Source organism: Streptomyces roseicoloratus (genome assembly GCF_004117935.1).
In the GTDB taxonomy this organism is placed as follows: domain Bacteria; phylum Actinomycetota; class Actinomycetes; order Streptomycetales; family Streptomycetaceae; genus Streptomyces; species Streptomyces roseicoloratus.
This window is the reverse complement of sequence record NZ_SDOY01000048.1, coordinates 27,052-48,658: the sequence shown is the minus strand read 5'-3', so window position 1 is coordinate 48,658 and position 21,607 is coordinate 27,052. Positions and strand designations below refer to the sequence as shown.

The 21,607-nt window shown below is 70.8% G+C and carries 21 protein-coding genes and 3 pseudogenes; 10 read left to right on the top strand and 14 right to left on the bottom strand.

Annotated features, from left to right (window positions below):
* Nucleotides 1–21 precede the first annotated feature (21 nt).
* The 5 genes and pseudogenes from ESG85_RS03820 to ESG85_RS35655 all read right to left on the bottom strand — a co-directional run.
* A complete protein-coding gene (locus ESG85_RS03820) occupies nucleotides 22–789 on the bottom strand; it encodes an SDR family oxidoreductase (protein ID WP_128976575.1) in 768 nt (255 codons plus the stop codon).
* Nucleotides 790–812: 23 nt separating this feature from the next.
* Nucleotides 813–1,574: a 3-oxoacyl-ACP reductase FabG gene (gene fabG, locus ESG85_RS03815; RefSeq protein ID WP_128976574.1), complete on the bottom strand. Its 762-nt coding sequence runs from the start codon at nucleotides 1,572–1,574 to the stop codon at nucleotides 813–815.
* 197 nt (nucleotides 1,575–1,771) lie between these two features.
* Nucleotides 1,772–2,155, bottom strand: a complete 384-nt coding sequence (locus ESG85_RS03810; RefSeq protein ID WP_128976573.1) for a DUF3037 domain-containing protein — start codon at nucleotides 2,153–2,155, stop codon at nucleotides 1,772–1,774.
* Complete coding sequence (locus ESG85_RS03805; RefSeq protein ID WP_181018956.1) at nucleotides 2,152–3,012, bottom strand: HipA family kinase; 861 nt, start codon at nucleotides 3,010–3,012, stop codon at nucleotides 2,152–2,154. Before ESG85_RS03805 ends, ESG85_RS03810 begins: the two co-directional genes overlap by 4 nt.
* Nucleotides 2,966–3,308: pseudogene (locus ESG85_RS35655) on the bottom strand (hypothetical protein); the annotation flags it as partial. The pseudogene ESG85_RS35655 and the gene ESG85_RS03805, both read right to left, overlap by 47 nt.
* Nucleotides 3,309–3,672: 364 nt before the next feature.
* Here ESG85_RS35655 and ESG85_RS03795 point away from each other — a divergent pair.
* Nucleotides 3,673–4,209 carry a hypothetical protein gene (locus tag ESG85_RS03795; RefSeq protein WP_128976572.1) on the top strand — a complete coding sequence of 179 codons (537 nt, stop codon included), beginning with the start codon at nucleotides 3,673–3,675 and terminating at the stop codon, nucleotides 4,207–4,209.
* A 387-nt stretch (nucleotides 4,210–4,596) separates the two neighbouring features.
* On the opposite strand, the gene nhaA is transcribed toward ESG85_RS03795, so the two are convergent.
* From nhaA to ESG85_RS03775, 4 genes are all read right to left on the bottom strand, one after another.
* Entirely contained in the window at nucleotides 4,597–5,898 is a 1,302-nt protein-coding gene (gene nhaA, locus ESG85_RS03790) for a Na+/H+ antiporter NhaA (protein WP_128976571.1), read from the bottom strand.
* Between the two features lie 228 nt (nucleotides 5,899–6,126).
* Entirely contained in the window at nucleotides 6,127–7,665 is a 1,539-nt protein-coding gene (locus ESG85_RS03785; RefSeq protein WP_128976570.1) for an alanine/glycine:cation symporter family protein, read from the bottom strand.
* 702 nt (nucleotides 7,666–8,367) lie between these two features.
* The gene (locus tag ESG85_RS03780; protein ID WP_128976613.1) at nucleotides 8,368–9,477 is read right to left on the bottom strand and encodes an SPFH domain-containing protein; all 1,110 of its coding nucleotides are present in this window, start codon (nucleotides 9,475–9,477) and stop codon (nucleotides 8,368–8,370) included.
* Between the two features lie 29 nt (nucleotides 9,478–9,506).
* Nucleotides 9,507–9,944 carry an NfeD family protein gene (locus ESG85_RS03775; RefSeq protein WP_128976569.1) on the bottom strand — a complete coding sequence of 146 codons (438 nt, stop codon included), beginning with the start codon at nucleotides 9,942–9,944 and terminating at the stop codon, nucleotides 9,507–9,509.
* A 625-nt stretch (nucleotides 9,945–10,569) separates the two neighbouring features.
* Here ESG85_RS03775 and ESG85_RS03770 point away from each other — a divergent pair.
* The gene (locus ESG85_RS03770; RefSeq protein WP_128976612.1) at nucleotides 10,570–11,568 is read left to right on the top strand and encodes a PP2C family protein-serine/threonine phosphatase; all 999 of its coding nucleotides are present in this window, start codon (nucleotides 10,570–10,572) and stop codon (nucleotides 11,566–11,568) included.
* A 33-nt stretch (nucleotides 11,569–11,601) separates the two neighbouring features.
* Here the strand turns inward: ESG85_RS03770 and ESG85_RS03765 are convergent, their stop codons facing one another.
* Nucleotides 11,602–11,844, bottom strand: a complete 243-nt coding sequence (locus ESG85_RS03765; RefSeq protein ID WP_164986154.1) for a BBE domain-containing protein — start codon at nucleotides 11,842–11,844, stop codon at nucleotides 11,602–11,604.
* Between the two features lie 219 nt (nucleotides 11,845–12,063).
* Between ESG85_RS03765 and ESG85_RS03760 the strand changes: the two genes are divergently transcribed.
* Nucleotides 12,064–12,567, top strand: coding sequence for a MarR family winged helix-turn-helix transcriptional regulator (locus tag ESG85_RS03760; RefSeq protein ID WP_128976567.1), 504 nt, complete (start codon nucleotides 12,064–12,066; stop codon nucleotides 12,565–12,567).
* Nucleotides 12,568–12,932: 365 nt separating this feature from the next.
* Nucleotides 12,933–13,421: a nitroreductase family deazaflavin-dependent oxidoreductase gene (locus tag ESG85_RS03755; RefSeq protein WP_128976566.1), complete on the top strand. Its 489-nt coding sequence runs from the start codon at nucleotides 12,933–12,935 to the stop codon at nucleotides 13,419–13,421.
* Nucleotides 13,422–13,544: 123 nt separating this feature from the next.
* Here ESG85_RS03755 and ESG85_RS36855 read toward each other — a convergent pair.
* Nucleotides 13,545–13,628 (bottom strand): annotated as a pseudogene (locus ESG85_RS36855) (HipA family kinase); the annotation flags it as partial.
* 284 nt (nucleotides 13,629–13,912) lie between these two features.
* Here ESG85_RS36855 and ESG85_RS03750 point away from each other — a divergent pair.
* From ESG85_RS03750 to ESG85_RS03740, 3 genes are read left to right on the top strand one after another with little or no spacing between them, the layout of a single operon-like run.
* Nucleotides 13,913–14,374, top strand: a complete 462-nt coding sequence (locus ESG85_RS03750; protein WP_128976565.1) for a hypothetical protein — start codon at nucleotides 13,913–13,915, stop codon at nucleotides 14,372–14,374.
* A 15-nt stretch (nucleotides 14,375–14,389) separates the two neighbouring features.
* Nucleotides 14,390–16,630, top strand: coding sequence for a DUF6571 family protein (locus ESG85_RS03745; RefSeq protein WP_128976564.1), 2,241 nt, complete (start codon nucleotides 14,390–14,392; stop codon nucleotides 16,628–16,630).
* 2 nt (nucleotides 16,631–16,632) lie between these two features.
* The gene (locus ESG85_RS03740) at nucleotides 16,633–17,199 is read left to right on the top strand and encodes a hypothetical protein (RefSeq protein ID WP_128976563.1); all 567 of its coding nucleotides are present in this window, start codon (nucleotides 16,633–16,635) and stop codon (nucleotides 17,197–17,199) included.
* 251 nt (nucleotides 17,200–17,450) lie between these two features.
* Here the strand turns inward: ESG85_RS03740 and ESG85_RS03735 are convergent, their stop codons facing one another.
* Nucleotides 17,451–17,783: a hypothetical protein gene (locus ESG85_RS03735; protein ID WP_246094791.1), complete on the bottom strand. Its 333-nt coding sequence runs from the start codon at nucleotides 17,781–17,783 to the stop codon at nucleotides 17,451–17,453.
* 41 nt (nucleotides 17,784–17,824) lie between these two features.
* Nucleotides 17,825–18,190, bottom strand: a pseudogene (locus ESG85_RS03730) (hypothetical protein); the annotation flags it as partial.
* 175 nt (nucleotides 18,191–18,365) lie between these two features.
* Between ESG85_RS03730 and ESG85_RS03725 the strand changes: the two are divergent.
* Nucleotides 18,366–19,685 carry an ROK family transcriptional regulator gene (locus tag ESG85_RS03725; RefSeq protein WP_128976562.1) on the top strand — a complete coding sequence of 440 codons (1,320 nt, stop codon included), beginning with the start codon at nucleotides 18,366–18,368 and terminating at the stop codon, nucleotides 19,683–19,685.
* Nucleotides 19,686–19,873: 188 nt separating this feature from the next.
* The gene (locus ESG85_RS03720; RefSeq protein WP_128976561.1) at nucleotides 19,874–20,302 is read left to right on the top strand and encodes a Rieske (2Fe-2S) protein; all 429 of its coding nucleotides are present in this window, start codon (nucleotides 19,874–19,876) and stop codon (nucleotides 20,300–20,302) included.
* Here the strand turns inward: ESG85_RS03720 and ESG85_RS03715 are convergent.
* Complete coding sequence (locus ESG85_RS03715) at nucleotides 20,289–20,963, bottom strand: cysteine hydrolase family protein (RefSeq protein ID WP_425471149.1); 675 nt, start codon at nucleotides 20,961–20,963, stop codon at nucleotides 20,289–20,291. The two genes, ESG85_RS03720 and ESG85_RS03715, sit on opposite strands and share 14 nt — an antisense overlap.
* A gap of 76 nt (nucleotides 20,964–21,039) precedes the next feature.
* On the opposite strand from ESG85_RS03715, the gene ESG85_RS03710 reads away from it, so the two are divergent.
* Complete coding sequence (locus ESG85_RS03710) at nucleotides 21,040–21,507, top strand: pyridoxamine 5'-phosphate oxidase family protein (RefSeq protein WP_128976560.1); 468 nt, start codon at nucleotides 21,040–21,042, stop codon at nucleotides 21,505–21,507.
* Nucleotides 21,508–21,607 lie beyond the last annotated feature (100 nt).

Sequence of the window (21,607 nt, the reverse complement as noted above, 5' to 3'; positions counted from 1 at the left end):
AGCAGGGTGTCCGGATACCGGTCACCCGACACCGGCGTTCAGGAAAATGCCGCCGTCCACGACCAGTGTCTGACCGGTGATCCAGTCCGACTGCGCGGACGTGAGGAAGGCGGCGGCACCGCCGACGTCCCGCGGCTCGCCGAGCCGGCCCAGCGGGTACGCGGCGGCCGCCTCGACCTCCCGGCCCTCGTAGAGCGCGGCGGCGAATTTCGTCTTCACCACGGCCGGTGCGATCGCGTTCACCCGGACCGTCGGGGCGAATTCGTGCGCCAGCTGAAGGGTGAGGTTGATCATGGCCGCCTTGCTGATTCCGTATGCGCCGACGAACGGCGACGCGGAGATGCCGGCGACCGAGGCGATGTTCACGATCGCCCCGCCGTGATCCTTCTGCCACGCCCGGTAGGTCTGCTGGGCGAAACCGAGGGCCGAGACCACGTTCGTCTCGAAGACCTTGCGGGCCACGTTGAGGTCCAGGTCGGCGATCGGGCCGAAGACCGGATTGGTGCCCGCGTTGTTGACCAGGAAGTCGACCCGTCCGAAGGCCTCCATGGTGGCCTCGACCGCGGCGGCCTGGTGGGCCTCGTCATGGGCCTTGCCGGGCACCGCGATGACCCGGTCGGCACCGAGCCGCTCCACGGCCTCCTTGAGGGCCTCCTCGCCCCGCCCGGTGATGCAGACCCGGTCGCCGCGGGCCACCAGGGCCTCGGCGACGCCGTAGCCGATGCCCCGGCTTCCACCGGTGACCAGGGCCACCTTGCCCGAGGGCTCGGGCAGTTCCTTCGCGCTCATGCTGTACTCCTCCGCGCCGCGCGTCAGTTGAGCGGGCCGCCGGCCACGTACATGACCTGGCCGGAGACGAAGCCGGCGTCGTCACCGGCGAAGAAGGCGATGGCGTTGGCGACGTCCTCGGGGCGGCCGACGCGCTGGACCGGGATCATGGAGGCGGCGGCGGCCTGGAACTCCTCGAATCCCATGCCGACGCGCTCGGCGGTCTGCGCGGTCATCTCGGTGACGATGAAGCCGGGAGCGACGGCGTTGGCGGTGATGCCGAACTTGCCGAGCTCCTTGGCGAGGGTCTTGGTGAAGCCCTGCAGACCGGCCTTGACGGCCGCGTAGTTGGCCTGACCGCGGTTGCCGAGCGCCGAGGAGGAGGAGAGCGAGACGATCCGGCCGAACCCCGCGTCCACCATGTGCTTCTGACAGGCCTTCGCCATCAGGAACGCGCCCTTCAGGTGCACGTTCATGACGGTGTCCCAGTCGGACTCCGACATCTTGAAGAGGAGGTTGTCGCGGAGCACGCCGGCGTTGTTGACGAGGATGGTGGGCGCGCCGAGCTCGGCGGCGACCCGGGCGACGGCGGCCTCCACCTGGGCACTGTCGGAGACGTCGCAGCCGACGGCGAGCGCGGTGCCGCCCGCGGCGGTGATCTTCTCGACGGTGTCCTTGCAGGCCGCCTCGTCGAGGTCGAGTACGGCCACGGCGCGGCCCTCGGCCGCGAGCCGGATCGCGGTGGCGGCTCCGATGCCCCGCGCCGCACCCGTGACGACGGCTACGCGCTGCTCGGTGGTGGACATGCTGTTCTCCTCGCCCTTGGATCGTCCCTGTGTACGGTCCCTACCCCGCGGCCCGCCCGTTCCCCCCGGGGAACCGCCCCGGGAAGAGGTGAGCGACCGCTTAGTATCGACCGCAGGACGAGACGCTAGAAGCCCTGGCACCCGGTGTCAACGGCCCACCGGGTGCGCAGGATCACTCCCCCGCCGCCACCACCGGATCAGCGCACGAGCAGGGCGAGCAGGCGTTCCACCTCGGCCTCGGGGTCGGTGGTCAGTCCGGTGTGCACCGGGCCGGGCTGGACCACCGTCGAGCGCGGGGCGATCAGCCAGCGGAAGCGCCGGCCGGCGTCGTCGCCGGCGGCCTGGCCGGCGGCCTCGCCGCCCGTACAGACACCCTCGACCGCGTGCAGCGCGGCGCGTACGCCGGTGACGTCGGCGTGCGGGTCGAGCGCGGCCAGCTTGGTCTCGTCCAAATGGGTGCGGGCGGCGACGAAGGAGCGGGCGCGGCAGTAGACGACCACGCCCGCGTTGAAGCACTCGCCGCGCTCGACGCGCGGCACCACGCGCAGCAGCGCGTACTCGAAGACATCGCGGTCGGTCACGTGGTGCCGTCCTTCTCGGGGGCGTGCGGCTCGGCGGCGTGCGGGCGGGGGGCGAGGCGTTCGGCGAGCCAGCCGGGGGGCTGCTGCGGGCGGCGCTCGACGCGGGGGCCGAGGGTGATCCGCTCGTGGATGGTCGCGGCGCGCGGCAGCAGCGCCTCGACGTAGGCGGCGCGCACCTCGTCGGCGCTCGTGAAGCCGGGTTCGTCGGCCAGCCACTCGTCGGGCACGTCGGCGGCGACCTGTTCGAGGAGCTCGCGGGTGACGAGCGGGGCCAGTTCGGCGGCCGCGGCGGCGATGTCGGGCGCGAAGGGCGCGAGGGCGTGGTCCGAGGCGTCGTACGGCTTCGCGGCGGAGGCCCGGGCGCCGGGCCAGTTGTGGTGCCAGATCATGGTGGCGCCGTGGTCGATGATCCACAGGTCGCCGTGCCACACCAGCATGTTCGGGTTGCGCCAGGAGCGGTCGACGTTGTTGATGACCGCGTCGAACCAGACGACGCGGCCGGCCTCCTTCGGGTCGACCGCGTAGGCGAGCGGGTCGAAGCCGAGCGACCCGGGCAGGAAGTCCATGCCGAGGTTGAGCCCGCCGCTCGCCTTGAGGAGCTCCTGCACCTCCTGGTCGGGCTCGGAGAGCCCGATGACGGGGTCGAGCTGGATGGCGACCAGCTCCGGCACCCGCAGCCCGAGCCGCCGGGCCAGCTGCCCGCAGACGACCTCGGCGACCAGCGTCTTGCGCCCTTGTCCGGCGCCGGTGAACTTCATGACGTACGTGCCGAGATCGTCGGCCTCGACGATCCCGGGGAGCGATCCCCCCTCACGCAAGGGCGTGACATAGCGGGTCGCTACGACCTCTTCCAGCACTTTCCCAGGCCACCCATCTCTTCAACCTTGCAATCCACGAAAGGCTTCGCCGGAGCGCAGAGGCCGGGAACAGGGGTCGACAGCACTGGGGAGAAGCTGGGGAGTTTCGGCCGGCACGCCGATCCCCCGCGCTCCCCCGGCAGACCGTCGATGGTGCCGCGCCCCTTGCTGCCGGCCTCCGGCATGAAGTGAGCATAGTAACCGAGAGTGATCGCCGGTGAGGAGTGTCCGAGCCACCGAGCCAGGGTCACGACGGACTCTCCGGCTTCCAACATGATCGAGGCGTAGGTGTGCCTTGTGTCCGCAGAGGCCGTGCTCGCATGTCTCCGTGTAGCCACTGGGTGGGTTGGCTACCGACGCCGCGTTTGCAACGTTGAGATCGGTGCGTGTTGCTGTCCAGGGGTGCCGTCGTGACGCAGTTCACTGAACCACTGGACCGTTAGCCACGTTGAATCCCCGGGACTGGTCGAGCCGGAAGGGGGATCCGGGGCCGCGGGCGTAAGTCACCCGTCCGCGGACCCTCCATCGGTAGGTGACGCCATCGACGGTGATGCGCCGCGAGCCCCTCCTGACCAGCGCTATGACCTCCGCCTTCCGCTTCTCCCAGCTGAACGGTATTCAATGTCGGGCTTCACGAGCGCCGTCTATGTTGGGGGATCTATGCGACTGATCGAGATGGAGATAGCCCGGCAGGGTTGGAAGGGCATGCAGTGCGGGTGCGGCGGCTCGGCAGAGCACCTGGCCCGGGATCTGCTGCAGCTTGCGGGGAGAGGATCCCGGCGGGAGCCGAGCCACGTCAGCCTCGAAGAGCATGTCTGGTCCCCGGCGGTCCTGTGGGAGCCGGCTCCTGCCGTGACGTCGGTTGCTCTGGCGGCCCTCGCGGACGACGTTGCACCAACAGCGCGCGAGTGGTTCCTTGACCTCCTGCAGCACATGGTGGCAGGCGAGGGTACGGATTCTGCGACCGCCCAACGAGGACTCGATCTTCCGGAACTGTGCAGAGACCTTGCCGTGCAAGGTCTCTGGCTGCTCTATGAAGAGGTGATGTCGAACCGGTCTCTCAGGGCTGTCGGCACCGCCTTTGAGGTCCTCACGGTGGTGGAGCCCGACAGGGTTCGCCTGCAACGTGTCCGGGAGGTCGCGGCCCACTGGTTGCCCGTGTGCTGCCGGACCGGCCTGTGCGACGACGACTACTGAAGCGGTGTCTTCGACCGCTGCCTCAGCCTGCCTCAACCGCAGGTCCCGATCACCGTGGCCTGCGGTGCGGGGAGGCGGCTCACCCGGCTTGTCCCGGCGGCCGACTCGCGGAGCCGGGCGTTCTCCTCGTGCTGGGCAGCGAGCCAGGGACAGGGCTTGGGCGCGGAAGTCCGTGAGCTCGCAGGTGAGGAGTGTCCGAGCCCGCCGAGCCAGGTCACGACGGACGGATCGTCTTGCCCCATGATCGAGGCGCAGGCGTGCCGAAGTACAGGGAACCGTCTTGGGGGCCGCCGCCCACTGGCAAGGTGGCGGAGGAGCGGGCCGGCAGCGTGCGGATCGCGAGAACCTCGGGCGCGCCGGGCACGGCCGGCGCCAGGCCGTCATCCGTCAACGCGGTCCACGTGACCGGGCGCCGGTCTGATAGACGTCGGGGATGCCGTCGGCGTCCTCGTCGCGCTCCTCCTCTTCCCACAGCCGCCTGTAGACGCGGTCGCGGCGGCGCAGGAGGACCGCGGCGAGGACGGCCGCTGTGAGGGAGCCGATCAGGACGGCGGCCTTGATGTGTTCGGCCTCGGAGCCGTCCGGGAAGGCCAGTTCGCCGATGAGGAGGGCGACGGTGAAGCCGATGCCGGCCAGGGTGGCGAGGCCGAAGACGTCGGCCCAGGCGAGGTCGGGGTTGAGTTGGGCACGCGTGAAGCGGGCGGCCAGGTAGGTGCCGAGGAAGATGCCGAGGATCTTGCCGACAACCAGACCGAGGAACACCCCGAGCGGCTCCGGGTCGGTGAAGACGTGGGCGAGCGCGGCGCCCGAGATGCCGACGCCGGCGGCGAAGAGGGCGAAGAGGGGGACGGCCACGCCCGCGGAGAAGGGGTGGACGAGGTGGGAGACGCGTGCGCCCGGGGAAGCTTCCTCACCCTTGTCGCGGGTGGTGCGCAGAATCAGGCCCATGGCGACGCCGGCGACCGTGGCGTGGACACCGGAGTTGTACATCAGCGCCCAGACGGCTGTGCCGAGCGGCACGTACCACCACCAGCCGCGCACTCGGAAACGCTGGAGCGCGTAAAAGAGGACCAGGCCCGCGAACGCTCCGCCCAGGGCCAGGAAATCGAGGTCGGAGGTGAAGAAGATCGCGATGATGAGAATGGCGCCGAGGTCGTCCACGACGGCGAGGGTGAGCAGGAACGCCCGGAGAGCGGAGGGCAGATGCGTGCTGATCACCGCGAGGACGGCGAGGGCGAAGGCGATGTCGGTGGCCATCGGGACGGCCCAGCCGCCGAGGCTTCCGCCGCCCGACACGGCGACGAGGGTGTAGACGGCCGCCGGTACTGCCATGCCGCACAGGGCGGCGATCACGGGCAGGGCCGCCGTCGCGGGGGTGCGCAGTTCGCCGACGACGAGCTCGCGCTTCAGCTCGATGCCCGCGACCAGGAAGAAGATCGCCAGGAGGCCGTCCGCGGTCCAGTGCGCGACGGAGAGGTCCAGGCCGAGGGCGGGTATGCCGAAGTGGAAGTCGCGTACGGACTCGTACGCCGCGCTCCACGGGCTGTTGGCCCAGAGGAGCGCGACGACGGCTGCGGCGAGGAGGACCAGACCGCCGACCGTCTCGGTCCGCAGGGCCTCGGCGACCGCCTGGCGTTCGGGCCAGGGCAGGAGTCCCCACACGGTCTTGCGCGGGCGTGCCTGGGTCATGGGGAGAAGCCTCCGGGGCATGTCGACAGGTGGGCGCAGAGGCCCCTCGGACGCCGACCAGACTTCCCGGCACACCAGCATCATGATGATGCGTTCTCAGCACCCTATCGGGTGACCGGGGGTCTCACCAGGCGTCTCTCACCTGCTGGAACAAGGGTGAAGGGCCCTGTCCCCACCAAGGCGCGAGGTGGAGCAGGGCCCTTCGGGAGCCGGGCCGCCGGGGGGCGGTCAGACGGTGGTCTTCACCGGCTCCTGGTCGGTGTCCTCGTCCGTGTCGAGGCCGGCGTCGCGCCGCTTCACGAAGGCGAGGAAGGAGTTCAGCTCCCGCTTGACGACGGGGGCGAGGAGGTACAGGCCGATGATGTTGATGACGGCGAGCAGGAAGAGCACCGCGTCGGCCATGTCGATCAGCGTCTGCAGGGTCAGCAGGGAGCCGGCCACCGCGAACAGGGTGTAGAAGACCTTGAAGGTCACCTCGCTGGCCTTGCTGCGGCCGAAGAGGTGGGTCCACGCCTTCATGCAGTAGTAGCCCCAGGTCAGCACCGTGGAGATCGCGAACAGCATGACCGCGATGGTCAGGATGTAGGGGAACCAGGGCAGGACCGTGGCGAAGGCGTCGGAGGTGATGGTGACGCCGCCGATGGACTCGCCGCCCTTACGGACCTCGACGTAGCTGGCCGGGTTGGCGATGACGATGGTCAGCGCGGTCATGGTGCAGATGACGACGGTGTCGATGAACGGTTCAAGGAGCGCGACCAGGCCCTCGCTGGCGGGGTGCTTGGTCTTCACCGCGGAGTGGGCGATGGGGGCGGAGCCGAGCCCGGCCTCGTTGGAGAAGGCGGCCCGCTTGAAGCCGATGATCAGCGCGCCGAGGACACCGCCGGCGACGCCCTGCGGGTTGAAGGCGCCCTCGATGATCGTGGAGACGGCGGCGGGGACGGCGGTGACGTGGACGGCGATGACGACGACGCAGGCGGCGATGTAGATGCCGGCCATGGCCGGGACCAGCTTGCTGGTGACGGAGGCGATCGAGCGGATGCCGCCGAGGAGCACGATGCCGACGAGGGCGGCGATCAGGATGCCGAAGAACAGCGCGCCGGCGGAGCCGCCCATCAGGCCGTTCTCACCGCCCGTGACGGAGACGAGCTGGGCGTAGGACTGGTTGACCTGGAAGAGGTTGCCGCCGAAGAGGCCGAAGAACAGCACGAAGAAGGAGGCGAGGACGGCGAGGACCTTGCCGAGGGTCTTGCCGTTCTTGCCGAAGCGGTCGGCCAGACCCTTGGGCAGGTAGTGCATCGGGCCGCCGGAGACCGTGCCGTCCGCGTGCACCTCGCGGTACTTCACACCGAGGGTGACCTCGACGAACTTCGTCGCCATGCCGAGCAGGCCGCAGAGGATCATCCAGAAGGTCGCTCCCGGGCCACCGATGGAGACGGCTACCGCCACACCCGCGATGTTGCCGAGGCCGACCGTGCCGGACACGGCCGCCGTCAGGGCCTGGAAGTGGTTGACCTCGCCGGTCGACCCCTTCTCGTCGTACTTGCCACGGACCACGTCGACGGCCAGGCGGAACTTCCGCAACTGCACGAAGCCGAACCAGCCGGTGAAGACGAGACCTGCGACGACCAGCCAGGCGACGATGAGGGGGAGCTGGGTGCCGCCGACGGGAACCGAGTAGAAGACGATCTCACCGAGCCAGGTGGCTATGGGCTCGAAGAATCCGCTGACTGCCTTGTCCACGGACTGGGTGATGGAGTCGAGTGACACGGTGGGGACCTCAATGGCGCAGGGGGCCGGTGCGCGGAGGGGCGCGCCGGTGCGGGGGGTGCGGGCTTTGAGCGAACGCCGTTGTCCGTTCGGCGACCGAAGGCGAACCGTCCGCGGACTCGGACAGTGATCACCGGGTCGAGCAGGCCGGGAGGTGAGCCGGCCGTCCACGAGGCGGCGAGGGGTGCTGCCACCTGCGGAGTTGCGCATTCCTACCACGGGACCTGACAGATGGCACGTGACGCAGCTCACATCACGCAAGGTGATCTACAGAAAGCCCAGCACCCGTGACGCGACCGTTATCCGGACAGCCATGTCCGTTCATCGTGCATTTATCTCTGCAGGTCAGGCGCCTACCGAGGAATGCTCCTGTCCTCCCGCGGGCAGCGTCCGCTCCTCGGCCCTCACGGCGCCGGGAGAACCTCGGGTCACGGTGGACGAAGAGGTGAACGCGGCCGCATGGAGGAGGTGGACCTGGCCGCATGACAGAACAGAGCGAGCCGGCCGCCGGGTCCGCGCGCTTGGCCGGCGCCCCTCCCTCGATCACCCTTGCAGCAACGGCAAGCGCGGGCGCGGCGGCGGTCGCCCCCTCCCCCTGGGACGGCAAGCGCGGGCGCGGCGGCGGTCGCCCCCTCCCCCGTGGTACGGCAAGCGCGGGCGCGGCGGCGGTCGCCCCTCCCCCTGGGCCCTTCCCGTAGGGACTCAGTCCCCGGACCTCTGCCCCCGGCCCGGCACTTCGGGCGTCCCCGCGGCCTCGGCCTCGGCCTTGGCGTCACTCACCGCGGCGGCAGCCCGCTTCGCGACCTCGTCGGCAGCCGCGGCGGCGTCGAGCGGGAGCGACGAGCCCGCCTCGAGCTCCGGTGCCCTGCCGTCGCCCGCCGCGCCGTCGGCACCGGTGGTGGTCGCTTCCTCGGGTTGCGCGGAGCCGGGAAGACCCATCGCCGACCGATCACCGAACGCGCTCGTCACGGCGCGGACCGCTTCGGTCAGCTCTCCCGGTATCACCCAGAACGTGTTGTTGTCGCTCTTCGCCAGATGCGGGAGCGTCTCAAGGTACTTGTAGGCAAGGATCTTCGGGTCGGCGTTGTTGCGATGAACGGCCTGGAAAACCCTCTCCACCGCCTTCGCCTCGCCGTCCGCACGAAGGATCATGGCCTGCTGTGTGCCCTGCGCTTCCAGGATGTCCTTCTGTTTCGTCCCTTCCGCGGTGAGGATCTTGGCCTGCCGCTCTCCTTCGGCGTGGAGGATGGCCGCTCGCTTGTCACGCTCGGCCCGCATCTGCTTCTCCATCGCCTCCTTGATGGTGGCCGGTGGATCGATGGCCTTGATCTCGACCCTGTTGACCCGGATGCCCCACTTGCCGGTGGCATCGTCCAGGACGGTGCGGAGCCGGGCGTTGATCTCCTCACGTGAGGTGAGCGTCTCCTCCAGGTCCATGGATCCGATGACGTTCCTCAGCGTGGTCACGGTGAGCTGATCAATCGCTTGGAGATAGTCAGCGACCTCGTAGGCCGCCGCCCGTGGGTCGGTGATCTGGTAATAGAGCACGGTGTCGATGTTCACCACGAGGTTGTCCTCGGTGATCACCGGCTTGGGGTCGGACGAGTACACCTGCTCGCGCACGTCGAGTTTGGTGTTGACACGGTCCGCCACCGGCACGACGAAGTTCAGGCCGGGTTGCAGCGTCCGCCGATACCGGCCGAACCGTTCGATGTTGTAGCGGCGCGCCTGCGGGACGATCCGCACCGTGGCGGCAACGAGGAAGACGACGACAATCGCCGCCACGAGAATCGGGATGACAACCGGATCCACCATTCCTCCCTCGAGACGTGTTCAGCCCTTCACGGAAGGAGCTCGCGGGGGTAGACGACGGCCGTCGCGCCTTCGATCTCCATGACGTCCACCAGCGCTCCCACGGGGATCACCAGGCTTTCGTCGAGAGCGCGCGCGGACCATTCCTCACCGGAGATCCTGATCAGACCGCGGGTCGCCGTGACCTCCCGCGTCACCTCGGCCCGCTTGCCGATCAGCGCATCGCTGCCGTCGCGGGAAAGGGGCGCCTGCGCCATCTGCCGCAGCGCGACAGGACGGACGATGAGGAGACCCGCTGCCGCCGCCGCTCCGAACGCCACGAGCTGGCCGAGAAGGCCGATGCCCACACCGGCGACCACTGCGGCCACCAGTGCAGCGGCTGCCAGCAACCCGAAGACCAGTGTCAGGCTGAGGAACTCCGCGACACCGAGCGCCGCGGCGGCGAGCAGCCATACGAACCACGACATCGGACCAGCCTCCCTCAGGGGGACCTACCCACCCCCTACCCAGCCGGCCCCGGGACAGAACGGGCACGTGCCGCCCGGTCTGCGAGCAGGACGCCCGGGCGAGCTCGGCGGTGACCGTCCGAGGCACGGGCAGTGGCGGCCGGCGAGGGCCAGGGGGCCGCCCGACGACATGAGGAGAGCGTGTGGCCGACCGTCACCGCCGAGAAGGCCCTCTGCGCCTTCGGCACACGCCCGACCGACGCCTTCGACTACATGCGGGACGATCGCCGCATCGACGACTGAGCGCGCGGAAGCTGATCTGGTACGAACGCGGCCGAGGTGCGGGCCGCGTACCGGGCCGGGGACGGGCCGCGTACCGGGCCGGGGACGGGCCGCGTACCGGGCCGGGGACGGGCCGCGTACCGGGCCGGGGAAATGGTCTCCGGCAGCCGGTCCACACAGCCCTCGACGGCAGGCACGGGATCATTGCATAGGCTAAAGGCAACCGGATGCCTTCACCGGGCGCCGGCCCGCCGGTGTGGGTCACCGGGTAGGGCGCGACCAGGGATCGGATCCATCGGGGAGTACTTTGTCCAACCAACCGCCGGACGACACCCGCGCGCTCTCCCTTCTTCCCTATGCCGTCATGGCGGTCACCGCGGTCGCGGACGTCACCGCCGGTCCGGCGGTCGGCCTCCTGCCTCTGGTGGCATTGGGACCCGCGTTCGCCGGTCTGACCGGCGGCCCTCGCCGCACCGCTCTGATCGGGATGCTCGCGGTGGCCCTCTGCCTTGCCCTCGGCTGGTACGACGGCCTGTTCCCCGGGCGGCGCGGTACCACGGCGCTGGTCTCGGTGGTCGGGGTCACCGCCGCCGGGCTGGTCGCCGCCGTCATGAGGCGGCGCCGCGAGGCGGAACTGGCCAGCGTCCGCTCGATCGCCGAGGTGGCACAGCGGGTTCTGCTGCGTCCCGTCCCGCGGACCGCGGGCGAGCTCAGTGCCGCCGTCTCGTACACAGCGGCCGTCGCGGAGGCACGCATCGGCGGGGACCTGTACGAGGTGGTCACCTCGCCCGGTGGCGTCCGTGTCATCGTCGGCGACGTCCAGGGCAAGGGGCTCGACGCGGTGGAGACGGCCGCCGACGTGCTCGGGGCCTTCCGGGAGGCGGCCCACGACGAGCCCGAACTCACCGGCGTGAGCGCCCGGCTGGAGCGGGCCATGAACCGGAGCCTGGGCGGCGAGCGGTTCGTGACAGCGGTCGTGGCCGAGATCCGGGGTGACCGGAACGTGGCCCTGCTCAACTACGGGCACCCGTCTCCCTTGCTCGTCCACGCCGATGGCACCGCCCGCTTCCTCACACCAGGGACACGGGCGCTGCCGCTCGGGCTGGGGCCGCACGGGACGGAGAGCCCCGAGATTCTGACAGCGGCGTTCCACCCGGGCGATCAGTTGCTGCTCTACACGGACGGGGTCACCGAGGCCCGCGACGCACGGGGGGAGTTCTACCCGCTCGACTCCCGGCTCCATCTGCTGAAGGCCGACAGCCCGGAGCGTGCTCTGGACGCCCTCCACGGTGACATCATCGAGCACGCCGGCGGACCGCTCGGGGACGACGCGGCGATGCTGCTCTTGCGGTATCGCTCCTGACAACGTGGTGACCGGGCGGGTGCGTGGCGTCCCTCATCCGGCCGGCGGGATGTTGCGGTCGACGCGGAAGACGTGGTCCGGATCGAATTCCGCCTTGAGCCGGCGAAGCCGTTCGCAGGTGCCGCTGTACGCATCGGCGGTCCTTTCGGCGCCGTCCTCGGTCAGCGGGAAGGCGACGTGGTTCCCGCCGGTCGAGGTCGTCTGCTTCAGCGGGCCTTGCCGGTCGGCGGCCGGCAGCTGCTCGTACGTGTCCCGCCACGCCGACCGCTCGTACACACCTCGCGGCCCTGGATCACCGGATCTGCCGTCGTCATGAGCGCTCCCGCGGGCAACGAGCCCCTGTGACCAGCGCACGCGGCACGCCATGTCCCCGGAGTGTGGCCGCGTCGCCCCCGCCCTCGCGCCCTCCGGCGAAGGACGGAGACGCGACCTCGACCTGCCGTGGCCCACACCCACCCGCTCACGCCCGCGTCGACGCGCGGTACAAAGGTCCTCATGGGAGAGTACGAGCAGACCGAACCCGCCGCTGACGACATCGAGGCCGTCACGCGTGCCGTCATCACGGCGTCGCGGCTGCTCGTCGCCGTCTCGGCCCGCTCGCTCGCGACCGTCGAGGACAGCATCACCCTGCCCCAGTTCCGGATGCTCGTGGTCCTGTCCAGCCACGGCCCGTCGAAGCTGGTGGCCCTCGCGGACCACCTGGGTGTCCAGCCCTCCACCGCCATGCGCATGGTGGACCGACTGATCGCCACCGGCCTGATGAGCCGGCGCACCAACCCGGACAACCGCCGGGAGACCGTACTGAGCCTCACCGTGGAGGGAAGCCAGGTCGTCCAGGGCGTGACCGCCCGTCGGCACACGGAGGTCAGGGCCATCCTCCGCCGCCTTGAACCCGCCCAGCGCGGCGCGCTCGTAGAGGCGCTCGATGCCTTCAACACCGCGGGTCAGGAACCGGCGTTCGATGTGGAGGACCCGGACCCTCATCCTCTGGGCTGGTAGAACCCGACGGACTGCACCCGGGAGGACCGCACGACGGCGACGGAACCGTCCTGCCGGCGGACGGAGCCGTGGTGCGGGGCTCGCCGTCGGCTCGTGCGCGACTGCCGTGACGACCACGTCCTGGGTGCGGCCCGCAGCGGTCAGCACCGCCTCGGCGGCGACCTCGGACACCGCCGGGGCGATGAGGGTGCCGAGCGCCACGATCGCGGCCACCAGCAGATGTCACGACCGGATGGCACAGTCGTGCTCTCGACCCCACGTTTGGACTGTGCAATGGTTCAGCCTCGTCGAGTAGCACTCGCGTCGAGCCGCTGTCGAACCGAAGCCGCTCGCCCGCCCCACCGCCGTGCCAGGAGAACCGCCGCATGCATCCCGCACCCCAACGCCCTCGCACTCCCACCGGCTGGAGACGCCGCCTCCTCCGACTGCCGATCCGTCTGTTCCGCGCTGGCCTCGGCCCCCTGTTCGGCGGGCGACTCCTCCTGCTGATCCATACCGGCCGGACGTCCGGCCGGTCGCGCGAGGTGGTCCTGGAGGTGGTCGCCCACGACCGCGCTCGGCGCACGTGGACCATCGCCTCCGGTTTCGGACCCGACGCCCAGTGGTACCGCAACCTGCGTCACACGCCGCAGGCGACCATCCAGTTCGGGCGCCGCTACCAAGTGGTGACGGCCCGGTTCCCGAGTCCCGAGGAGGGCGGCCGGATCATGGTCGAATACGCCCGGAGGCACCCGCGGGCCGCCCAGGCGCTCTGCCGGTTCATGGGCTTCCCTGCGGACGGAAGCGCCGCCGGCTATCGCTCGGCCGGCGAGCAGATCCCCTTCGTACGCCTGGAAGCCGACGACCGGCATTGAGCCGCTCGCCGTCCCGACAAGACCGCTCCTCGTATCGAGTCGGCCCCCGGCTCACCCGTGACACCGTGCGCGTGGAGCGGTACGGGTCGCGTGCGCCGGCGCCAGCTCCGGTCCGGTGAGCCGATCGCCGGCCTCGACGATCCCGGGCAGCGAGCCGCCCTCACGCAGGGGCGTGACGGAGCGGGTCGCTGTCACTTCCGTAAGCATCCGGCCAGGCTGTCCGCCGGCGACCGCTCCCGGGGGCGCCCGGCCGGAGAGGCTCCGGTGGGGCGGAGCCTGCCGGTCTTTGTCGATGAATCCATACATGCTGACACCCATTCTTCGGATGCCGATATCACCTCTGACCTGCTCCTTTGCGAACACGTGCGGGGCGAGCCACGCGCACATCCGGAACCCGTACCTATGATCGGCACCCTATGGTTGGCCGTAGGGCCGCGTGGGCGGCGCGGCAGGCCGGGAAGCCTTTGCAATCGGACACGGGGGTGTCGACGATGTCGTTCGAAGACGAGTGGGCGGCGGAGAAGGCCGCCGTCGCCATGCGGCTGAACAAGGCGGACAGCACGGGATCGTCCACTCCTGCGAAGGGCTCCGGCGACTACGTCGTCGAGGACGACGACCTCGGCGCGATCGGGCATGCCGCCCACGGCCTGTTCAACGGCCTCCAGTCGGCCGGCAAGCACGCGGACGCGGCCAGCGAGACCGCGGGCACGAGTCTGAAGGGTGACGGCTTCGACACGGGCGCGGCCCTGAGCGAGGTGAACGGCACCTGGGAAACCCAGGTCAAGACGCTCCTCCAGGCATGTGCGCACATCTCCAACCACCTGAACTACACGAAGAAGTCGAACCAGGCCGAGGACGACTGGATCGCGGCGCAGCTGCGCATCATCGGCCCGGTCGCACCCGGCCGGGACGGTGCCGTGCCCGCTTCCCAGATCGACAAGTTCTTCCGGTAAGGAGCCGAGCCAGACATGCCCTCGTTCGAGCAGCTTCTGAACGCCAAGCTCGGCCCGATGAACACCGCGGTCACCCAGTGGTCCGAGATGATCACCAAGCTGACGCAGCTCAAGACGGACGCCGCGGCCATGACGTCCAAGGCCGGCAAGTCCACCTGGCGGGGTGAGAACGCCACCGTCACGAAGGAGTTCGTGACCAAGACGGCCAAGGAGTTCGGCGACGCCGTCGCCGAGGCCGAGTCCGTGCGCGACCTCCTCCAGGACGCGCACACCCTGCTCAAGTCGGCGCAGACCGACCTGAAGAACACGTACGAGAACCCGCCGCCGGGCATCACGATCTACCCCAACGGCGTCCTCAGCCACCGGGTCCACCCGGACCGCCGCTCCAAGGACAGCACCGAACCGGTCGCCACCGAGGCGCAGTTCGCGGCGCTGCGCGAGAAGATCGAAGGCATCCTCAAGCGCGCGAACGAGGCCGACGAGCTCTGCGCCTGGGGTCTGCGCGCCCTGATCAAGAACCACCCCAACGACTTCTCCGGCGCCGACATCGGCGGCGTCGCCGAGGCGAAGAAGCTCCGCGAGGAGGAGAAGCAGCAGGCGGCGAACGGCCGCGAGGCGGCGAAGCTGTACGCCCGCTGGGAGCACCTCGACGACAAGGAGCGCGAGCGGCTGCTCACCCTCGTCGAGGGCGGCAAGGACCACCCGGCCTTCGCCGAGCAGCTGATGACGAACCTCAGCTACCGGGGCCGCGACCAGCAGGAGGCGGTGCTGCTCCTGGCCGGAAGCCTGGAGGCGGGCGGCCGCGACGGCCAGCTCTCCGCCACCGACGCCCGCCTGTACAAGGCCCTGTCCGGCACGCTCGCCACCGCCACCGGCCCCGACTCGTCGATCGGCTCCCCCGGTGGCGTGACCTCGGCCTGGACCGACAAGCTGATCACCACGGCCCGCGACGGCAACGGCCTCTCCAACCGCCACCCCGGGTCCATCGGGGGCGGCGCCGCGACCCTGAAGGACCTCACCGACCTGATGGCCGCCGACGCCGGCGACAAGGCGTACGACCCGAACGACAAGAAGGCCTCCCCCTACGACAAGGACAAGGGCGACCCGGTCTACAGCGAGGCGTTCCTGACCGAGGTCGGCGACACCATCCGCGAGTGGGAGACGAACAACGACGACGCCTACGACGGCTACATGAAGAACTGGCAGGGCACGCAGGCGGACCCGATGAAGGGTCTGTTGAACGCCATGAGCCGGAACCCCTCCGCCGCCACCGCCTACTTCGACCCGAACACCACGGACAACCTCAAGTACTTCCTGGACGACCGCAAGTGGCCGGGCGGCGACGTCGAGTTCAAGATGCCCGACGAGACGCAGCGCACCTCGGCCCGCGCCGAACTCGGTGCCGCGCTGGAGGCCGCGGCCACCGGCCGTACGCCGGACGCCCCGCTGCACGGCGTCGGGAACCGCCACGACGGAGCACAGTCCGCGATCTTCGAGCGGGTCGCCAAGGAGTACACCGGCGAGACGACGTACGGGACGCAGAGCTCCGTGCCGGTCGCGATGCGGACGAGCATCGGCAACATGATCGGTGACTACGCCTCGGACGTGCACCAGATCCTCGGCAAGAAGATGGACGGGCCGACCGACTTCAACGACCTCACCATCGAGCGGGGCGACCTCGCCCGGCTCATGCGCGGCGTCGCCGAGGACCCGAAGGCCTTCGGCGTCATGCACCACTCGCAGACCGTGGTGATCGCGGAGGGGATGAACGACTTCCCGCCGGAGGCGTTCCGCAAGGAGAATCCCGAACTGCGTGCCTGGGTCAAGCAGTCGGCGTCGGTGCTCGGTCACTTCGACGCCGTGCGCGGCGACGTCATCTACGACCTCGGCCAGGCGGAGAAGGACACCAACAGCTGGAACAAGATGATGAACTATCACGTCATCGGCGCACCGTTCACGGCCATCCCGGTGGCCGGCGACGCGATTCAGCGCTCGATCGACGTCGCCACGGCGGCGTACATGAACGAGCTCAACGCCAAGGTCGACGAGGACACCCGGCGGGACATGGTCAAGCACTTCGAGAACGGTGAGGACCAGCTGGACGCCATGATGCGCACCGTAGCGAAGGACAAGGGCCTCACGGACGAGGAGCTGGACGCCACCCCGGGCGAGTACGAGGACGGTCTCCAGGCGGCCGCCGAACAGTGGTACCAGTACGGCATCGAGGATGCCCAGAAGAGGATGGGACAGCCGTAGCCGTGGACAGGAAGTGGCTGCCGCTCGGCCTCGTGCTCGGCATCGCCGGGGCGGCCGTCGTGACGGCGGGCCTCTGGCCCGGCGACGAGCAGCCGCCACTGCCCGAGAGCCTGTGTTACGGGGCGCTCAGCCGGCAGACGGCGGAACTGATCGACGACGGCGGGGGCGGCGAGCTCAGCGCGGAGGAGTGGCAGCGCAAGGGCACGAGCGGCGACTACGCGGTGTTCATGGGCTGCCAGGTGCGGCGCGCCGCCCCGGACGGCGACGCTCTCCGGGGCGTCTACCAGCTGATCGTCCAGGACACCCGGAGCGCCCCCGGCCACCGGAAGGACTCCGTCCCGCTCGGCGCCGGCGTCACCGGCTGGGCGCTCCCCGACAGGGCCGAGGCGGCGCTGCCCGCGGGCTGCGCCGCCCGGATGGGCTCGACCGCCCCATACGTCACCGTGTCGCTCAGCGCGCCGTCGCAGGCGGAGAAGAGGGGCCTCGTCGACCGGGACACCGCGATCCGCAACAGCGCGACCGTGGTGCGCGAGGCCGCCGCCAACCTCGCTGAGAAGTACGGCTGTTAGCGTCACCGGCCCGAGCCGGCGGGCTGCCGCGCCGCCCGTACGCACCGGCTCGAGCCGACGGGTTGCCGCGCCGCCCGTACGCACCGGCCCGACGCCGGCGCGTACGGCGCGCTGTTCGCCGAGGACGCCGGCTCCGTCACGTACGCCGGCGCCGTCCGTCAGGGGCTGATGGAGACGGTCTCCGCCCGGTTCGCGCCGGATCCGTCCCGGCCGCGGGCCGCTGCCGGCCCGCGGTCGCGGGAGTCCCGCCGTCAGGCGGCACCACGGCTGCCCGGGCGGAAGCCGGCCCTGGCGGAGCCGACGACCGCGAACGCCAGGGTGGCGAACGCGAGCAGGACCCACGGGAAGGAAGCGGGGCCGGACGACTCCAGGAGCAGACCGCCGACCACGCCGCCGCCCGCGACGGCCAGGTTGAAGACGGTGACGAGCATGGACTGGGCCACGTCCGCGCCGTCGCCGGCCGCGTCCGCGATGGCCGTCTGGAGCAGCGTCGGCGCACCGCCGAAGGTGAGCCCCCAGGCGACGACGCCGACGATCACCGCGGTGGGGTGGGTGAATTCCCTGCCGTAGCACGAAATGTCCATGTGCGGCACGATGAGGACTCCAAGTCCTGGCGGTATGAGGGCTATTCGGCGAGTCGGCCGCGGATGGCGGTCACGAGTTCGGCGATGCCGCGTTCCTTGAGGACGCTGTAGTGATCGCCCTCCAGCTCGATGACCGTGGCGGGGGCGGCGGAGTATCCGGAGCTGCCCTCGATGAACGAGTAGTCGTCACCGGCCGCCTTGAGGACGGTGACGGGCGCGTCGAGCCGACGTTCGCGCAACTCGCGGAAGGTGTAGTCGAATTCGTAGGTCTCCTCGACGATGCGGGTGATCCGGCGGATCAGCCGCTCGTCGAGGGCGGGTATGCGCTCGTGTACGAAGGCGACGAAGCTGTCCTCGTCGTGCGCGGCCGCCACGCACTCCTCGGCCTGGGGGCCGCTGACCGAGCCGGCATCGCCGTGGTCGCGGTTGCCGGTCGCGCCGGGGGTGTGGGCCAAGGTGTCCCGGCGGGACATCTCACGGGACCTTAATTTATTGCGTGAGTTAATCTTCAAGAGAAGGGTGCGTCAAGGCTTCGCGCCAGGTGTATCTTGCGGAACAGGGTCTGAGGAAGCGGGGGTTGAGGTGCGAGCAACGAACGGGCGTACGGTGCGCGACCTGCGAAGGGAGAACCGCACGGCGGTGCTGCGCCGGCTCTGGTTCGACGGCCCGATGAGCCGGTTCTCGCTCGGTCCCGCGACCGGACTCAGCTCCGGCTCGGTCAGCAACGTGGTCGCCGAGCTGGCCGCCGAGGGCCTCGTCGAGGAGGCCGGCAGCGTCGACTCGGCGGGCGGGCGGCCCCGCACCCTGCTGCGGGTCAGCCCCGACAGCGGCTGCATGATCGGCGTCGACGTCGGCGAGACCCGGATCAGGATCGAGCTCTTCGACCTCACCCTCACCGAACTGGCACGCGCCGAACGCCCGTTGGCGGTCGACGGACCCGAGCGGAACCAGCGCTACGACGTCGGTCTGGTCGTCGGCCACATCCGCGACGGGATCGCCGAGGTGCTGCGCGAGGCCGGTGCGGACCCCGGCCGGCTGCTCGGTGTCGGCGCGGGCGTCCCCGGCATCGTCGCCCACGGCGGCCCTGACGGCGCCGTCGTCCACGGGCAGACCATCGGCTGGGACGCCGTGCCGCTGGAGCGGCTGCTGCGCGAGTCCGTCGACCTGCCCGCGACGGTCCCGTACCGGATCGACAACGGCGCCCGCACGCTCGGCCAGGCGGAGCTGTGGTTCGGCGCGGGCCGCGGCGCCCACAGCGCCGTCTTCGTCCTCTTCGGCTCCGGCGTCGGGGCCTGTGTCGCCACCGATCCGCTGGGCCCCGGCCGCGCGCTGGAGTGGGGCCACATGACGGTACGGGTGCGGGGCCGGCGCTGCCGCTGCGGCGCCCTGGGCTGCCTGGAGGCGTACGCGGGCGCCGAGGCGCTGCTCGAACGCTGGCGTGAGGCGGGCGGCCGCCCGCCGGCCGGCGCGGACGAGGAGACGGCGCTGACCGCGCTGCTGGCCGCGGCGTACCCGGAGCCCGGATCCGGCCGCGAGCCCGACACCACGGCGCTCGCCGTCCTGGACGAGACCGCCGAGTACCTCGGTGCCGGCTTCGCCGACCTCGTCAACCTCTTCCAGCCGGAACGGATCCTCGTCGGCGGCTGGGCCGGACTCCGGCTCGGCAAGCGCTTCCTCGCCGGCGTCCGTGTCCACGCGCGGGCCTACGCGCTGCGCTACCCCGCCGACCGGGTCACCATCGGCCTGGGCACCCTCGGCCCGGAGGCCGTCACCATCGGCGCGGCGATCCTCCCGCTCGCCGACTTCTTCGCCCGCGGCGGCCGCCGCGCCGAGGCGGAACCCGGACCGGCCGAGGCGCAGCCGGCCTGGACGACGACGGTCCGCGAGCGGACGGCCCACTGAGGCACCGGTCGAGGACCCGCCGGCGATCCGCCGACCCGCCCGTCCAGGCCGGAGGGAGGCGCCCACGGCACCGCCGATGCCGTATTTCCGCCGCCGTGAACCGTGGCGCCGCGCCGCCGGATCCGCCACGATGGCGCACGTACGACGGACGACGGTGATCGTGGCCGTCTCGGTGGAGAAGGAGCGGTATGAGCGGTGTGGCGCGCAGAACGGTCGTGGCGGCGGCGGGCGGTGCCGGTCTGACGGCGGCCCTCGCCGCCTGTGGCGGCGACGGCGGCGGGAAGAACGGCTCGGGCGGTGCGGACGGCGGCGCCGAGGTCGTCGAGGAGGCCACGCCTCTCGCCATGACCGCCGACATCCCGGTCGGCGGCGGCAAGGTGATCGCCGACAAGGGCGTGGTCGTCACACAGCCCAAGAAGGGCGAGTTCAAGGCCTATTCCTCGCGCTGCACCCACCAGGGCTGCCACGTCGGCAGCGTGGCCGACGGCGTGATCGTGTGTCCCTGCCACCAGAGCCGCTTCGACGCGAACGACGGCAGCGTGAAGCAGGGTCCCGCGACACGGCCGCTGGAGCCGACGCCGATCGAGGTGGTCGGCGAGGCGATCAGGCTCGGCTGACCGGCCGGGGCTTCTCCCAGCAGCCGAGCACGTCGTCCGTGGTCGCGATGGTCGCGACCAGGGCGAGCGTGTGGCGGATCATCGCGGGTGTGTAGTCGGCCGGCACGCCCGCGATGGCGTCGCCCGGGACGACGACGGTGTAGCCGAGGTTGACCGCGTCGAAGACGGCGTTGGGTATCGCCACGTTCGCGGAGACGCCGGTGACGACGAGGGTCCGGCAACCCAGGTTGCGCAGCAGGGCGTCCACGTCGGTGCCGGCGATCGGCGAGAGCCCGTGCAACCTCCGTACGACCAGGTCCTGTTCGGCCACCTCGACGGGCGCGGCGATCCGTACGGCGGCGCTTCCGGTGTGCTGCTGCACGGGGAGCCGGGCCGCGGCGCGGAAGAGCCGGGCGTTGTGGTTGGCGCCGCGCCCGTCGGGGCGCCGCTCGGCGACGGCGTGCAGGACCTGGACACCGGCCTCATGGGCGGCGGCGACGAGTCGGGCGACGTTCCCCAGGGCCCCGGAGTCCCGTGCGGTGGCGGCGAGTTCGGGCAGGGCGCCGTCCCGGCCGACGACGCCTTCCTGGCACTCGACGGTGAGCAGGACGGCGCCGTCGGGCGCGAGCAGTTCCCTGAGCCGGTCCGAACCCCTCACGTCGGCCTCCTCGATGCGCGTCACTCACCACCTTGCACCGCCACGGGTGCAGGGCCCATGATTTCTGACACCTCATCAGAAATCCAGAAGGGTGCGGACGATGACCGTCGCACAGCGCCGTGGACGCCGGATCATGATGACTCCGGCGGAGCTCGACACGTTCCTCGCCGAACAGCGGACCTGCCGGGTGGCGACGGTGTCGGCCGACGGCCGCCCGCACGTCAGCGCGCTCTGGTTCGCCTGGGACGGCACCTCCCTCTGGCTCTACTCCCTCACCCGAAGCCGCCGTTGGGCCGAACTCACGGCGCGCCCGCGGATCGCGGTCGTGATCGACGACGGCGAGGAGTACGGAGAGCTGCGCGGCGTGGAGCTCTCGGGCAGCGTGGAGTTCGTGGGCGAGGCTCCGCGCACCGGCGAGCCCTGCCGCGAACTGGAGGAGCCCGAACGGCTCTTCGCCGCCAAGAACTTCGGCCTGGACGCCATGCCGCACGACGGCCGGCACGCCTGGATGCGGCTCACACCGGACGCCGTCGCGTCCTGGGACTTCCGTAAGCTCGCCGGACCCTGAGACGGTTGCCGCGCCCTGGAGGCGGGTGCCGGTCGCCGGAGGCGGGTGCCGATCACCGGGGGCAGCTACCGGCCGTCCGACAGCGAATGCCAGCGAGGGC